This is a genomic window from Microbulbifer elongatus (genome assembly GCF_021165935.1).
Taxonomy (GTDB): domain Bacteria; phylum Pseudomonadota; class Gammaproteobacteria; order Pseudomonadales; family Cellvibrionaceae; genus Microbulbifer; species Microbulbifer elongatus.
The window spans coordinates 1,087,878-1,101,610 of the sequence record NZ_CP088953.1 but is presented as its reverse complement, the minus strand read 5'-3'; the positions used below and the strand labels follow the sequence as shown (position 1 = coordinate 1,101,610).

Genomic DNA, 13,733 nt, shown 5'->3' with positions numbered 1-13,733 from the left:
TTCGTCATTCCGGTACCGGATCGAGTCCGGCATGACAAAAGCATCCGGAATCCAGAACTAACGAAGTACAAAAGCCCAAATCGAAGGCCGGGCGCCGGGTGTGGGTTTTCAGGATCGTCGGCAACAGGGACGTTGCCGACGAAGCGTACAGGGATGTATTCGCAGGGGGGCGCCTAGCCCGGTCCTGAAAACCCACACCCGGTGACCGGCCGCCACCGTAATAGATCAGAGCACCCTAGAAACCAGGGAAAAACAGAGCCAGCCATGATTCGCAAACTGCTGATCGCCAATCGCGGCGAAATTGCCTGTCGTATTATCCGCACCGCGCGTCGCCTCGGCGTCGCCACCGTCGCGGTTTATTCCGACGCAGATGCCAACGCCCTGCACGTCCAGCAGGCCGACGAAGCCGTACACCTCGGCCCCGCACCGGCCAAAGAATCCTACCTGGACATCGACAAAGTCCTCGCCGCCGCCAAACGCACCGGCGCCGACGCCATTCATCCGGGCTACGGCTTCCTCTCCGAGAATGCCCACTTCTGCCGCGCCTGCGAAGAAGCCGGCATCGTCTTTGTCGGCCCACCCGCCGCCGCCATCGACGCCATGGGCTCCAAATCCGCCGCCAAACGGATCATGGAAGAAGCCAATGTACCCCTGGTCCCAGGCTACCACGGCCAGAACCAGGACCCCGGCATTCTCGAAGGCCACGCCAATCGCATCGGCTACCCCGTACTGCTCAAGGCCGCCGCCGGCGGCGGCGGTAAAGGCATGCGCCGGGTCGACAACCCCGACGAATTCCATGCAGCACTGGATGCCGCCAAGCGCGAAGCCCAGAACGCCTTCAATGACGACATCATGCTGATCGAACGCTACGTGGTGAACCCACGCCACGTGGAAATTCAGGTGTTCTGCGACAAACAGGGCAAAGGTGTCTACCTGTTCGAGCGCGACTGCTCCGTCCAGCGACGCCACCAGAAAGTGGTGGAAGAAGCCCCAGCGCCCGGCCTCTCCCCCGAAACCCGCAAACAGATGGGAGAGGCTGCCCTGCGCGCCGCCCATGCCATCGGTTACGTGGGCGCCGGCACCGTCGAGTTCCTGCTGGATGCCGGCGGCGCCTTTTACTTTATGGAAATGAACACCCGCCTGCAGGTAGAGCACCCGGTCACGGAAATGATTACCGGACAGGACCTGGTCGCCTGGCAGCTGTCGGTGGCCGCTGGTGACTCCCTGCCACTGGCCCAGGAAGAACTCAGTATTATCGGGCACGCTTTTGAAGTGCGTATCTACGCGGAAGATCCGGACAACGACTTCCTGCCGGCTACCGGTAAGTTACTGCGGCACCAACCGCCCGCGGAAGACAAATCCGTGCGCGTGGACACCGGCGTGCAGACCGGCGACGAAATCAGCGTGCACTACGACCCGATGATTTCCAAACTGATCGTGCACGGTCGCAACCGCCGCGAGGCCCTGGCGAAAATGGACCGCGCCCTGCAGCAATATCAGATTGCCGGACTGCGCCACAATATCGAATTTCTGCGCCGGGTCATCAATCACACCGCCTTCGTCAATGGCCGGGTGAATACGCACTTTATCGAAGATCACGAGCAGGAAATCCTGCAGCAGGAACAGCAACTGCGTTCCCAGCAGTGTGCCGCCATCGCCGCCTTTCTGTTTCACAGTGAAGCCCGCGCACTGCATCGCTCAGCCCCCAAAGCGGATCCCTTTTCGCCCTGGCACAGCGGCAACAACTGGCGCAACGGGCTCACCCTGTGGCGCAGCAAAAAAGTCGAAGTACACGGGCGCGAGATCGAAATCCGCTTCTCCGGAAGCGAAGATGCACTGCACTGGCAATGCAGTGCAGCGGTGGACAACCAGAGCGGAATGATTGCCGCCCTGCACGGACAGAATGTCGCGGTGCTCGACGGGCGCCGGGTGAATTATTCCAGCGTGGCCCACGACGACGAGGGCACGGTGTTTGTCAGTGGCGAACAGGTGGACTTCAAAATCCTGCCACCGGACACCGGCGAAAGCGCCGATACCGCCCACGGGCTGGAAGCCCCCATGAACGGCACTATCGTCACCCTTCTGGCCGAGCCCGGTGCAAGCGTCAGCAAGGATCAGCCCCTGCTGGTCATGGAAGCGATGAAGATGGAGCACACACTGCGCGCGCCGGCGGACGGCACCGTCAATCAATTCTTCTGCGCCGCTGGAGAACTGGTGGACGGCGGCAGCCTGCTGATCGACTTCAGCGCTGCAACCACCGAAGACTGATGGGAGTTAAATCAATGGCACTTCCAGACCGTGTAAAAATCGTCGAAGTTGGCCCTCGGGATGGCCTGCAGAATGAGAAGCAACCCATCTCAGTGGGGACCCGGGTACAGCTGATCGACCTGCTCAGCGACAGCGGCCTCAGCGTGATCGAAGCGGGCAGCTTCGTCAGCCCCAAATGGGTACCGCAGATGGCCTCCAGCGAAGAGGTGCTCGCCAGTATCCGCCGCGCGCCCGGTATCACCTACAGCGCCCTCACCCCCAATATGGTGGGCTACGAGCGGGCGCGGGACGCCAGAGCGGACGAGGTGGCGGTGTTTGGTGCGGCGTCGGAGAGTTTCACCCGCAAGAACATCAACTGTTCCATCGAAGAAAGCCTCGAACGCTTCCGCCCCCTGGCGGAGCAGGCACGCATCGACGGCATCCCGGTGCGGGGGTATGTGTCCTGTGTGCTCGGCTGTCCCTGTGAGGGAGAGATCAATGCCGAGAAGGTAGCAGAGGTGAGTAGAGCGCTACTGGATATGGGCTGCTACGAAATCAGCCTCGGTGACACCATTGGTGTCGGCACGCCGGAGAAGGCACGTTACATGATCGAAACCGTGGCGCGGCAGGTACCAATGGCGAAGCTGGCGGTACACTTTCACGATACCTACGGCCAGGCTCTGGCAAATATCTACGCGGCCCTGCAGGCCGGTGTGACCGTGGTGGATTCCGCGGTGGCCGGGCTCGGCGGCTGCCCTTACGCCCGCGGCGCCTCCGGCAATGTGGCCAGCGAAGATGTGCTCTACATGCTGGACGGACTGGGCATTCACACCGGCGTAGACCTCGCCCGTCTGGCCAAGGCTGGCAACTTTATCTCCCGGGCACTGGGCCGCGACAGCGGCTCTAAAGTCGCCCGCGCCATTGCCGGCGAGCCCGGCGTCATCGAGGGCGACTGAGCCGCAGCGGTATTGCGCACAAGGTCACCAGATTCATCGCGATCTGATACTATCGGGCCCCTCGTTTGCGACGCCCGATTTTTGACCACATGAAAGCCTTACGTTTACTCCTGATCACCACCACCGCCGTGCTGTTGCTGGCTGCGCTCATCGCACCGGGCCTGATTGGCCCCAAGGTCGAGGAGGCTCTGCAACAGCAACTCACCCAGCAGCCGAATATTGACCTGAACGGTTACCAGCGCGGCTGGTTCGGCGCTGAGGCGCTGACCCTGCTAAAAGGGAAAGACGGCGCCACTGAAACCTTCAGTGAAATCCAGCACGGCCCGGTTTTGTTTACCCGCAGCGGCCCTAGAGTGGGCGCCCTGTACGCGGAAACCCGTCTTACCGGGAAACAGCTGGAGCCGGTTCTGCGCCACCAGCTGGAGGCCTACTACGGCGCCATTGGTGCCAGCGTGGAGGACAGCCCCGTGGTACTGGAAACGCTGGTTGCCGCCAACAATCGGGTGATCAATACCCTGCATCTGGAGCCCATCGACCGCAGCGTTGCGGATCAGCAAATTCAGTTCAAAGGCGGCCAGGTGCGCTTTGTGACGGACTACCAGGGCAAGCAGCAGGACAGCCGCTTTGCGCTGGGCGAGTTTGTGCGCATGGACGGCCACCGCGAAGCACTGTACCTGCAGTCCGCTCAGGGTGACTTTGCCCTCGCGCCCTCCGGCGCCGGAACCCTGCACGCCACCCTGCCGCTGGTGCGCACCAATAACGACAACGGCCCGCTGGAATTGCGGGACGTGGAACTGGCATATACCAGCGAGCTGATCGCGCCGCGCACCCTCAAGGTTCAGACCGAGGTGAAGCTGCCGGAGATCCAGTCATCCACCCCCGCGCGCAGCCTGACCCAACAGCTCAATCTGCCCTCCATCAGTTACGACGACCTGCACCACTTTTTGTATAACCTGATGTTGACACCGTCTCACCAGCGCAGCTGGCCAGTGGTGTTCCAGCGCCCGCTGCAGGCGCAGCAACAACTGGACATTCAGACCGCTAACGGCCCGATGCAACTGCAACTGGATGTGGACTGGAAGGGTATGCCGCGCACACGCACGGTGCCGGTGAGCGACAAACTGTTCTGGCTGGACAACCTGAATGGCAGCGCGAATATTTCTGCTGCAGAACAGGCACTGATGCAATCACCGCTGATCATGCAGGCCAGTGCCCTGAAGCAATACGGATTCATGCTGGAACAGGATGGCCAGCTGACCATGCAACTGCAGCTGGAGCGGGGCAACCTGGAGGTCAATGGCCAGTTACTGCCTGCGGATCTGTTTGTGCTGGCATTGATGGGTGGCATCTGAACCCCCGGCGGCTGGGCCCGCGACAGGCAAAAAAAGAGCGGCCGATTGGCCGCTCAACGGTTTCTCTCACCGTTTATCGGTACAGCGTACTTCAGTATTCCATCACGTGTAGGCCGGGCGATTTTCCGACAGGGCCAGCCAACCACGAATCACGCGGTAGCACACCCACACCCAACTGATGCCCCACACCAGAAAGCCCACCAGAATCCATACGGTTGCCCAACCGATAACAAACCATAGCAGGCTGTACCAGAAGGTGCGGATCTGCCAGCGAAAATGGGATTCGGCCACGGTTCCGCGCACATCCCCCATTTTCACGTAATTGATAATCACGCCAACAAAAAATGGCACCGCGGTAAAAATACTGATGGCCTGAATCAGGTACACCAGTGTCGCGATATCGCGCCCAGCGCGCTCGCGTTCAGTCTGCTGTTCGGCGGGGTACTGCTCGGACATGGTTCGGCTTCCAATCGAATATTCAGCGCTTAAGTGTAAGCGCTAACCGCAGCGCCGATAAGCACACTGTCGCGCGAGCTGTCGTGGCTTTCCCGTTGTTTATCGCACATTCGCCAACTTCCGCATCAGTACAGCGCCCACTCGGTGTGCACATTCTTCTCTCGCCAGGCTTTCAGCTGCTGGATGGAGGAGCGCATCAGGCCGAGAATCTCCGTGCGCTGATGGCGACAGTAATCCCGTTCGCTGTCGATGGACAACCGCGCCGACAGTGCTTTCAAGCGGGCTGCGACCACTTCCAGGCCGACACTCTCGGCCTCCGCGGCAATCGCCTGGGCCTGGTGCTGAGCATCAAGCCAGTGGCGACCGGTGAGAGCACTGGTGAAGGCGGTAATTTTTTTGGGCAGATTGGCGAGCCGATCTCCCAGCAGTTCGGCAAAAGCGAGGTGGCCCAAGGTATCCCGCTGGCGCTCCAGAGTACTTCCATTCAGCACCTTGCTGGACCGTGCCGGCTTGCTTGCCGTCGATTGGGGCTGGGTCTTCTGATCCACCCAGTTCAACAGCTGGCTCAACTGGGTATCCGACGGATTGGATGGCAGCACACCGGACAGGCCGCGCCCGGCAAAGCGTTCGCGATCCCCTTTGCTGACAGTGTCGAGCATGCCGAAGATCAGCAGGCTCTCGTTGGCAAATTCACCCCGCATCTTGCGCGCTGTTTCCACGCCATCAATCAAAGGCAGGCGCACGTCAATCAGCACCAGGTCGTACTTCGCCTTGAGCGCCGCCTCGGCGCCATCGATACCGTTGGTTTCCCGGCGCACCGAGTGGCCGCTGGCCTCCAGCCGTGGGCGCAGGCTCGGATGACTGTCATTTTCCACCAGCAGGATGTGCAGCTCGCGCTGGGACTCTTCCACCGCCGGCGGTGCGGGCACGGATTCGCCCTCCTGAGCACTCCCCTGACCGGCGCGCTGGATTTCCTCGATATTGCTGCGCAGGGTGCGGCACTGCCCGAGAGCGGCCTCCGCCAGGTGGCGGGTCTCGTCATCGCCACCGCGAGAAAGCAGGCTCATGGTGCTGACCAGTGTTTCCAGCGGCTTGCGCATGCGGTGCCCGGTGAGGGAGAGAAAGTCCCGGTACTCCTCATCCGCCTGTGCCGCGGCCACTTTGGCTTCTTCCAGCAGCTTGTCGCGCTCCATCAGCTCGTGCACCCGGGTTTGCACCTGCCGGAACAGCTTTGCGTTCTCCGCCTGCAGATCAGACACCCGCGCACCGGCGGCATCCCGGGCGGATTGCAGGCGGGCACGCAGGCGCAGATTCACCAGCACCGCAGCAATCAGTGCGACTGCGGTGAGCAACATCCAGAGGAGAGGGAAGCGGGTTTCAAGCAATAGCGCCTGTCCGGGAAAAGCGAGGGCGGTGGCAGGCGTCAACGCGGCGACAAGGGCCACAGCAGCATGGCTACACTTTGCCCCACCCTGGGCAGGTAGCCAACGACTTACACGCAAGCTGGCACCCACACAGGTGCTACTCGCCGAATGGCAGTAGGTCATGGTCATTATCATCCTTGTAACCACTGAAAGATTCGGGTCTATCCAGCAACCCGGCCCAGTCCCCTGCCGCGGTATCCACCCGTGCTTTTTCAGCACGCGGATCGGTTCAGGGGCGGCGTTCTCGCCGCATCGGGCAATGCGGCACGCTTGCAGTCTGAGTGTGGTGTTCACACCGGTTCAGACGCTTTTTGGCGGCAACCTAGGCATCCTGCCCGGTACGGTCATGGCTGTACACCAACTCAGATGCCGCTTAAGACTATTCTACGCCAATATTTCGATTTGTGACGTAGTTTTGCTGGGCGCATTTGAAGGCAGGAGCAACGGCAAGTCAACTACACGGCATTACAGCCACTCAGGCGCGCTCTAGATCAGCCGTCGCGCCGTGGCTTTCGCCGCCAGCGCGGTGGTGACGCCCGCGACTCCACAGGCGACGCAGACAGTCCAGGTACATCCCGTAAGGGCGGCCGAGAACACCGGCGATCAACGCGAAGGTAATACAGGCGGTAGCGATCTCCCCCACTGAGGCACCGCCAAGCAGCATATTGGCGGTATACAGGGGCAGCTGAAAGCTGAGGAAAACGAAGGTATCCACCCCGTAATTGTGCAAGGTGCCACCGCGTCCAAAGCGCGCCACTACCCAGTTGCGGTAGAGGCTGAACGGACGCGCGATCAGTGTGTTGAACACCACGGCCAGCAATCGCACCTTCAGGTGTTCACGCCAGCTCATCCCCGCAAGCACCAGCTCGATGGGAATCGCGACCGCCCAAGAAAAGCTGTTCATGGCGAATACATCCAGCAGCCACTCACTCCAGCGGGTGCGGCGGTTATTCCGCTGATTCAACCGGGCATTGGTGCACTGGGCGGTCTCGACTGGCGTCTCGTCCTCCAGCGCCATCACGGGCGGAGAGACGGGAATGGCTTCGGTAGCCTGAGACAGAGACTGGGGCGACATAATGGAACTGGACCTGACATTCAGTGGCTTTTGGCCACAGGGTTACTGCTTTTGTCTATTATTCAGCCACTTTTGGTGGCGGGTGCGATTATATCCACAAAAAGCGCAATTTCCAGTCCCTGCATATTACAATTTGGTTATTAACCAATATGTGCATCCTATATATATCAATATCAAGAAATGCGCATCCTGGTTGATGATTCTAGCCATGCCCCCGCCTCCGCGCGGCTATCCCCGCGGATTCAGGCACCTTACACTAGCCACCTATGCAACTTTGTGCATACTCACCCCTCCACCCACCGATCGAGAGCCCCAATGTCCCTGAGATTCGCCGTGCTCAGCCTGCTGGATATCGAGCCCGGCAGTGGCTATGACCTGAAACGCCGCTTCGAGCGCAGCGTCAATCACTTCTGGAGCGCCAGCCATCAGCAGATGTACCGGGAACTGCACAAGTTGCACGGGGAAGGTTTGCTGAACTGCGTGGAGGAGCCGCAGGATGGTCGCCCGGACAAGAAAGTCTACAGCCTCACCGGGGCCGGTCGGGACGCGCTGGCGTCCTGGGTCGCCACGCCTGCCGCGGCGCAGAAGATTCGCGACCCTTTCCTGATCCAGGTATTTGCCGGTCACCATCTTTCCACGGAACAGATGCGCGCCGAACTCGCCACGCATCTGCGTCAGCACAGGGACAAACTCGCCACCTACCAGGCCCAGAATGCCCGCTTCTACCGGCGCCCGGCGGAACAGCAACAAAAGCTGTGGATATCCCATCAGCCCCTGCTGCTGGGAATCGAAACGGAGAAAACCTGGATTCGTTGGGCAGAACAGCTGCTGGCGCGCCTGGACCAGGAGGTCGAAGCGCAGCAATGAGCGCGGAGGCGCCCACGGCCTCTCAGCTCAGGGCGTGAGCCCGGCATGGGGGGAGCAGCGGTCTGCCGGTCAGAATGCATCCGCTGGGATATGGCACACCACTTCGACACGGTGTCCATCGGGGTCCAGTACAAGAGCGCTGAAGTAGTGATCGTGGTATTCCGGACGCACACCGGGGGCGCCACTGCCCCCCGCATCAACGTCTTTCGCGCCGGCTTCCTGGGCGGCGGCGTAAAATGCCCGCACCGTGTCCCGGTCTTCGGCACTGAAAGCGATATGCAACGCGGGCGTTGTGCTGGAACCACCTTTAATCCGCAATTGCGGCTTACCCCCCCAGCCAAACCCGGCCCAGTCCCCCATCTCCGTCACCAGTTCATAACCCAGGGGGGCCAGTGACGCCTGGTAAAACGCTTTGCTGCGATCGTAGTCGTGCACGATCAGGCCGAGGTGGTCCAGCATGGAAGGCTCCTGACGCTCATTCTCCGTTGCGGAAAATCAGTATAGATAGCCAGCCTCGCGGCCACTTACACAATCTTGAAGCAGGACATCAGCCCAAATATCACTATTGCTGTCCCACACAGGAACTGGCCGAGAATCAGTGCACGAATGGCAAAGGTGTATCGGACAAACCCACCCTGGGCGTTGAGATCCCGGGTAAACACCCGCGCTGGTTCCGACAGCTGCTGCTCCATGGCACGCAGACCGGGTACCGCCAGATTCAGCAGCTGGCGGCTGCGCAGATCCATTACCCAGAACACTGCGGATACAATCACCACAAAACCACCCAGCAGTACCAGGATCAGTGGGTGGAAGCCTTTTTCTACGGCGGTGAATACACCGCCATCGGCAAACATGGAGAGGACCACGAAAAAGTTGAACGCTTTAAGTCGCTGCTCGGCGTTGAAGCGGTAATGGTCACACAGGTACTGCTGTTCGTTCACGGCTTGGACTCGGGACTGGTGAGAAGGAAATATTGAGGCGAGACTTACGGCGACTGTTTGGCCAGCTTGCCGTGCACATCGTTTATGGTTTTCAGTGCCGCAGAACCGTACCAGGGATGCAGTTCCATCACCAGACTGCCCGCCTGAATCGCCGGGTCGGTTTCCGTCAGTTTGCGCGCTTCCTCCACAGTGTCCACATCGAAGACATAGATACCGCGCAGCGCACCGCCGTCCAGAAACGGACCCGCCAGCACAAGCACTCCCTGTTCCGCCAGGCGTTGAATATTCGCCAGGTGCGCGCGCTGTAATTCCGCCGCGGTCTGCTTGTCCTGCCCCCTGTTGGGGCCGGCTTTCAGCAGCGCCAGCACATATTTGTGCATACCGTAATTGTCAGCGCCCAGCTCCGCCGCCAGTTGCGCATCGTAGGTGGGAGCTTGTTGCTCCGCCGAGGCGCCGCCGGCGTAGCACAATACCGCCACCAGTACCGCAGCCCCCCTGTGGATTGCTTTCCGGTTCATCATAGGTCTCTCGCTTATTGTTCTCTGTCGCGATATCGAAAATACACATTTCTGTGTGTACGGTCAGGGCACTACCACTACATCGGTATTGGTGCGTCCCAGTATACGCTCGGCGGTATTGCCCAGTACAAAACCTTTGGCACCCCGGCGCACACCGCGGCCCACCAGAATTGCACGCGCCTTGTTCCGGTCCACAACGCGATTTACCTCCGCGGCGGGCTTTCCTGTCACGAAATGGGTCCGGCTGCAGCTAACCCCACTATCGGCAATTACCTGGTCGACCGCCTTCAGCAGGGCACCGGTGTGCTCGCGAAACGCCTCAAGATCAACAATTTCCTCCGGCACCGGCACACAGGCGACCGTCTCGAAATCGGCCCCCAGCTGCTGGCTCATGGCGCCCCCAAAGGCGAGCACCCGCTGGTTCAACTCGATATGCAGGGGGTTGTCCAGTGCGGGGTCGAGGGCGCCGACGATCCGATCGTGTTTGACCCAGTGCGTGCTCACCGCAAGCCACAGGGGCACGGGCAGGCTCTCGATCAACCGCCAGTCAATGGAGCCAAAGCCGCCGCGGCCGAACTGCTTTTGCGCGGTCTTGATTACCAGGTCGCGATCATTGTCCGCGAGATAGTCGAGGGTCCAGGAGGGAATATCGTGATGCCAGACCACCTGCGCACTAGATCCTTTGGGCAGAGTGTATTTCTGCTGCATTTCCCCCAGCCATTTCTGGCGGGCTTCGCGCATTTCGCCGCTGACGTTCAGCACCGCGCCGGACAGAAACGAAATTGAGGCCAGCGGCTCGTAGACAACGCTCACCAGGTGTAGCCTGGCCCCGGATTTTTCCGCGAGCTCCAACGCCCGCTGCAGGGCAATCTGCTCGTGCTTGGGCTTGTCGAGGATAACGAGGATGTTCTGCATGGCGTCTCCATATTGGGGGCTTTATGACCTTTAGCATTTTAACGCACCATGTCGGCAGCCCGCCGTTTCATTTCCCACTCACCGGATAAACAACACCGGGCACGGTTATCCCGATCCGCGCGCAGTGACTCCGAGCCGCGCATGAGTCCGTCATATCAGGTTCACACCACTGCAACAAAAACGTCCTAGTCTCCCCGGCCCATAAATCAACCTATAACGCTCCGGGCAAAATAATTTAAGGACTTCCCCATGCGCCAAAACTCACGCAAATCCCAAGTATTCTCCGGTGAGAAAACACTGCTCGCCCTGGTGATCGGTCTCGCGGTCTCCGGTTCCGCCATGGCGCAGCAAAGCACCGAAAGCATGGAAGAAGTAGAAGTGTACGGCGGTTCCCGCGCGGCACTGGCCAATGCCCTGGAGAAACAGCGCGCCTCCGACAAGGTTTCCAGCGTTGTCGACTCCGACGCCATGGGCGATTTTGCCGACACCAACGTTTCCGAATCCCTGCGCCGCCTGCCAGGCATCATGGTGGAAAACGATCAGGGTGAAGGCCGCTATATTTCCGTGCGCGGCATGAACACCGATCTGAACGCCATGACCATCAACGGTGTGAGCACTGCGTCGCCGGAAAATCGCCGGGGCGTGATGCTCGACGGCGTACCCTCGGACATGCTCGACTCCATGACCGTGTACAAGACCCTGACCCCGAACCTGGACGCCGACACCATCGGTGGCGCCATCGACCTGGAAACCATCAGCGCCTTCAAGTACGACGGGTTTCACAGCAAGGTCAAAGCCAAGACCTCCTACAACGAACTGACCAAAGACGCGAACAACCCCAAACTGGCGGTGACCGCCACCAACCGTTTCCGCCTGCAGGAGGGTGAACTGGGTGTGGCCATGGTGCTCAGCGACCAGAGCCGCCGCATTGTTGCCCGCAATAACGAATCCGGCGGTTGGGGCGACGAAGCTCTCGATTCCGATTTCGAAATGCGCTACTACGACCTGGAGCGCGAGCGTCAGGGTGTGGTACTCAACTTCGACTATCAGGCGGACAGCGGCAACAGCTACTTCGCACGCTTCTTCCACAACGAGTACACCGACACCGAAGATCGCGCCAAGTGGGAAACACGCTCCCTGGAAGACGACGCGGTTGTGGAAGGCGATATTGCCACCTACCCCACCCAGCGAATGGATACCGAATCCCGCCCGCGGGTAGAAGTGCGCAACATCAGCTCCGCCCAGTTCGGCGGCGAATTCCAGCTGACGGAGCGCAGCACCCTGAAAGCAGAAATCTTCGGCTCGCAGGCGGAGCAGGACGACACCAACAAGTGGAACGCCATCTACCGCAGTATCGAACTCGATACGCCGATGACCTACGACAACAGCGACCCGCAAAAGCCGGTGCTGAATTACGCCGACGCGCTGTACGACCCGCAGAACTATTTCCTCAAGGCCCTGGAAAGCGAAACCGCACTGAGCACCGACCGGGATTTCGGCCTGCGCGTGGATATGAACCTGGAACTGAGCGACGTTACCGAGCTGCAGTACGGCATCAAATACCGCCAGCGTGACAAGGACAACGAGTTCGACTTCTGCGGCTACGAGCCCATCGACGATGTGACCCTGGCGGAGCACGATAACCGCGTGATCGGCGATTACTTCGGTAACAACCACGGCCCATCGCCCACCTATGACGGCGTGCGCGACCTGATCCCGACCCTGGGCAACGGCAGTATCGCCCTGTCCGACGGCACCAGCTGCCGCGCCCCCGGTGATCTTTACGAAATGAGTGGCGACGAAGAGGCAGAGTCCATCGCCGCAGACTGGTACGCCGAAGAAGACATCTTCGCCGGCTACCTGATGGCCACCTCCGTCACCGAATTCGCCACCTACGTCTACGGCCTGCGCTACGAAAATACCCGTGCCACCTACACCGGCAAGCAGTTCGACGGCGACGCCTACGCCGGCAACGTAGCCTACGACAACGACTACGGCTTCCTGGCGCCGTCGGTGAACGTGCAACTGCAGCTGGCCGATGACCAGATTCTGCGCCTCGGCCTGTTCCGCTCCCTGGTACGCCCGGGCTTCGGTGAAGCCAGCGCCGGCGCGGAAATCGATCTGGAAGACAACGAGATCGAAGGCGGCAACCCCTACCTGGATCCAACCACCGCGTGGAACCTGGACGTCAGCTTCGAGTACTACGTGAGTGAGGGCACCTTTGTTGGCGCCGGCCTTTTCTACAAGGATATCCAGGACGCGATCGTTGAAGTGAGCGCGAGCGACGCCGAACTGCGCGACCGCGTGTGGGACCGTATGGAAACCTACATCAACGCCGACGACAGCCGCATCTGGGGCGCAGAACTGGCCCTGCAACACGCCTGGGACAACGGCATGCTGGCAATGGTCAACTACACCTTCGCCGACGGCGAAACCGACCTGCCCGCGGATTCCGCCTTCGGCGACCGCAGCACCCCTTACGTGAAACAGGCGCGCAACACCGCCAACCTGGCCGTGGGCTACGACAAGGGTGCCTGGGACGTGCGTCTGGCAGCCAACTACCGCGACAAGTACCTGGACGAGCTCGGCGACAGTGCACTGAACGATCGCTACACCAGCGACTTTATGCAGGTAGACCTGACCGCCAAGTATGCGGTCAACGACAACCTGACCATTTCCGCCGCGGCCATGAACCTCAACGACCGTCCGGAGTTCTACTACTTCGGCAACGAGAGCCGCCTGTCGCAGTACGATGAGTTCGGCTCTACTTACGAGCTGGGCTTTAATTACACCTTCTAAAGGCTGAGCCGTAAGGCGGGAAGCCTAGGGCGAAGGTGGCGATACCGGGTACGGTCTTGTGAGACCTTCCGCGAGAGGGACCTCGCGGAAGAGCCCCCATGGATGGGTTAACGGGGGGGCGCCTAGCTCGTGTCTCACGAGACCGTACCCGGTAGCGCCACCGCCACGTAGCTAGAAATTAGC

At 60.5% G+C, this 13,733-nt stretch carries 12 protein-coding genes; 5 read left to right on the top strand and 7 right to left on the bottom strand.

What is annotated here, in order from left to right; translation table 11 throughout:
• Positions 1-264: 264 nt before the first annotated feature.
• The 3 genes from LRR79_RS04580 to LRR79_RS04570 all read left to right on the top strand — a co-directional run bounded on the left by LRR79_RS04580 (position 265) and on the right by LRR79_RS04570 (position 4,555).
• Complete coding sequence (locus LRR79_RS04580; RefSeq protein WP_231759230.1) at positions 265-2,268, top strand: acetyl-CoA carboxylase biotin carboxylase subunit; 2,004 nt, start codon at positions 265-267, stop codon at positions 2,266-2,268.
• A gap of 14 nt (positions 2,269-2,282) precedes the next feature.
• Positions 2,283-3,203 (top strand): hydroxymethylglutaryl-CoA lyase, encoded by a 921-nt coding sequence (locus LRR79_RS04575; RefSeq protein WP_231759229.1) that lies wholly within the window; start codon positions 2,283-2,285, stop codon positions 3,201-3,203.
• Positions 3,204-3,292: 89 nt separating this feature from the next.
• Entirely contained in the window at positions 3,293-4,555 is a 1,263-nt protein-coding gene (locus tag LRR79_RS04570; RefSeq protein ID WP_231759228.1) for a DUF945 family protein, read from the top strand.
• A gap of 102 nt (positions 4,556-4,657) precedes the next feature.
• Here the strand turns inward: LRR79_RS04570 and LRR79_RS04565 are convergent, their stop codons facing one another.
• The 3 genes from LRR79_RS04565 to alaE form a co-directional block, all read right to left on the bottom strand.
• Positions 4,658-5,011, bottom strand: a complete 354-nt coding sequence (locus LRR79_RS04565) for a DUF4870 family protein (RefSeq protein ID WP_231759227.1) — start codon at positions 5,009-5,011, stop codon at positions 4,658-4,660.
• Between the two features lie 125 nt (positions 5,012-5,136).
• Positions 5,137-6,564, bottom strand: a complete 1,428-nt coding sequence (locus LRR79_RS04560; RefSeq protein ID WP_231759226.1) for a response regulator — start codon at positions 6,562-6,564, stop codon at positions 5,137-5,139.
• Positions 6,565-6,910: 346 nt separating this feature from the next.
• Positions 6,911-7,510: an L-alanine exporter AlaE gene (alaE, locus tag LRR79_RS04555; protein ID WP_231759225.1), complete on the bottom strand. Its 600-nt coding sequence runs from the start codon at positions 7,508-7,510 to the stop codon at positions 6,911-6,913.
• Positions 7,511-7,825: 315 nt separating this feature from the next.
• Here alaE and LRR79_RS04550 point away from each other — a divergent pair, with 315 nt between their 5' ends.
• Positions 7,826-8,377, top strand: coding sequence for a PadR family transcriptional regulator (locus tag LRR79_RS04550; RefSeq protein WP_231759224.1), 552 nt, complete (start codon positions 7,826-7,828; stop codon positions 8,375-8,377).
• Positions 8,378-8,446: 69 nt separating this feature from the next.
• Here LRR79_RS04550 and LRR79_RS04545 read toward each other — a convergent pair whose 3' ends face one another.
• From LRR79_RS04545 to LRR79_RS04530, 4 genes are all read right to left on the bottom strand, one after another.
• On the bottom strand, positions 8,447-8,836 hold the full coding sequence (locus LRR79_RS04545) for a VOC family protein (protein WP_231759223.1): 390 nt from the start codon (positions 8,834-8,836) through the stop codon (positions 8,447-8,449).
• Positions 8,837-8,901: 65 nt separating this feature from the next.
• Positions 8,902-9,318 (bottom strand): RipA family octameric membrane protein, encoded by a 417-nt coding sequence (locus LRR79_RS04540; RefSeq protein WP_231759222.1) that lies wholly within the window; start codon positions 9,316-9,318, stop codon positions 8,902-8,904.
• Between the two features lie 44 nt (positions 9,319-9,362).
• Entirely contained in the window at positions 9,363-9,839 is a 477-nt protein-coding gene (locus LRR79_RS04535; RefSeq protein ID WP_231759221.1) for a YciI family protein, read from the bottom strand.
• Positions 9,840-9,899: 60 nt separating this feature from the next.
• The gene (locus tag LRR79_RS04530; protein WP_231759220.1) at positions 9,900-10,751 is read right to left on the bottom strand and encodes a universal stress protein; all 852 of its coding nucleotides are present in this window, start codon (positions 10,749-10,751) and stop codon (positions 9,900-9,902) included.
• Positions 10,752-11,000: 249 nt separating this feature from the next.
• Here LRR79_RS04530 and LRR79_RS04525 point away from each other — a divergent pair, with 249 nt between their 5' ends.
• On the top strand, positions 11,001-13,550 hold the full coding sequence (locus LRR79_RS04525; RefSeq protein WP_231759219.1) for a TonB-dependent receptor: 2,550 nt from the start codon (positions 11,001-11,003) through the stop codon (positions 13,548-13,550).
• Positions 13,551-13,733: the final 183 nt, after the last annotated feature.

Coding starts and splice junctions, on each gene's coding strand:
- alaE (WP_231759225.1), bottom strand. CDS start 7,510: ATGTCGCCCCAGTCTCTGTCTCAGGCTACCGAAGCCATTCCCGTCTCT.
- LRR79_RS04570 (WP_231759228.1), top strand. CDS start 3,293: ATGAAAGCCTTACGTTTACTCCTGATCACCACCACCGCCGTGCTGTTG.
- LRR79_RS04545 (WP_231759223.1), bottom strand. CDS start 8,836: ATGCTGGACCACCTCGGCCTGATCGTGCACGACTACGATCGCAGCAAA.
- LRR79_RS04575 (WP_231759229.1), top strand. CDS start 2,283: ATGGCACTTCCAGACCGTGTAAAAATCGTCGAAGTTGGCCCTCGGGAT.
- LRR79_RS04565 (WP_231759227.1), bottom strand. CDS start 5,011: ATGTCCGAGCAGTACCCCGCCGAACAGCAGACTGAACGCGAGCGCGCT.
- LRR79_RS04535 (WP_231759221.1), bottom strand. CDS start 9,839: ATGATGAACCGGAAAGCAATCCACAGGGGGGCTGCGGTACTGGTGGCG.
- LRR79_RS04525 (WP_231759219.1), top strand. CDS start 11,001: ATGCGCCAAAACTCACGCAAATCCCAAGTATTCTCCGGTGAGAAAACA.
- LRR79_RS04550 (WP_231759224.1), top strand. CDS start 7,826: ATGTCCCTGAGATTCGCCGTGCTCAGCCTGCTGGATATCGAGCCCGGC.
- LRR79_RS04560 (WP_231759226.1), bottom strand. CDS start 6,564: ATGACCATGACCTACTGCCATTCGGCGAGTAGCACCTGTGTGGGTGCC.
- LRR79_RS04580 (WP_231759230.1), top strand. CDS start 265: ATGATTCGCAAACTGCTGATCGCCAATCGCGGCGAAATTGCCTGTCGT.
- LRR79_RS04530 (WP_231759220.1), bottom strand. CDS start 10,751: ATGCAGAACATCCTCGTTATCCTCGACAAGCCCAAGCACGAGCAGATT.